The 923-nt window shown below is 72.5% G+C and carries 1 protein-coding gene; it reads left to right on the top strand.

Features of this window, described 5'->3' with window-relative positions; genetic code table 11:
* Window positions 1-923: tetratricopeptide repeat protein (locus tag AC1D15_RS34625; protein ID WP_477829638.1), on the top strand; the 923-nt coding region annotated here is incomplete at both ends.

Here is a 923-nt window from a genome sequence, read left to right as displayed (position 1 = left end):
GCTACGGCTACTGCGGCCGCTCGATCGCGCTCGCCGAGCAGGGCGAGTTCCGCCAGAGCATCCGCGCCGCCAGCAAGGCCCTGCACCTCGGCCAGGCCGACGACAACGACGACCTCAAATCCCTCGCGCAGCGCGACCTCGCGATCGCCTACAGCTACGCCGGCCTGCTCGACGAGGCCGAGCGCTTCGCGAACGGCTCGCTCGCCCTGACGCCGAAGAACCCGCAGCAGGCCCACGCGCCGTCGTTGAAGGTGCTCGGCGACATCGCGGTGCGCCGCGCCCGCTACGGCGATGCCGCCGGCTACTACGCCCGCAGCATCGCGCTCGCGAGCGACCGCTTCCGCCCGCTGGTGCAGGTCTCGCTCGCCAACGCCTACACCGCCGCCGGCCGCGCGCCCGAGGCGCTGAAGCAGCTCGACCAGGTCCCCGTGCGCGAGACCGACAAGCTCGGCCCCTTCTACAAGCGCAGCCGCGCCAACGCCCTGCTCGGCAGCGCGCAGCCGAACGAGGCACTGGCTCTTTTCAGGCAGGTTCTCGCCGACCCCGGCGCCGGCGACACCGCCTACCACCGCCTGTGGGCCTCCGAAGGCATCGCGCGCGTCGAGGCCGCCCGCGGCGACAAGCCAGCCGCGCTGGCCGCCTACCTCGACACCGTGCAGCAGGCCGAGCGCCTGCGCAGCAAGTTCACCAGCGAGGAGTTCAAGACCGGCCTGTTCGGCGACATCCAGCAGGTGTTCAACGCCGCATTGGCGCTGAGCCTCGATGCGCGCAACTACGAGGCCGCGTGGACGCTCTCCGAGGCCTCGCGCTCGCGCCAGCTGCTCGATTCCATCCGCGACCGCGCGAGCGACACGCTGGCGCAGGAGCGCGTCTCGCTGCCCGAGCTGCAGCGCTCGCTCGGTGCCGGCGACGCGGTGCTGCAG

It is taken from the genome of Rhizobacter sp. P2_H2, assembly GCF_056403375.1.
This window is presented reverse-complemented; position numbering and strand designations above follow the sequence as displayed.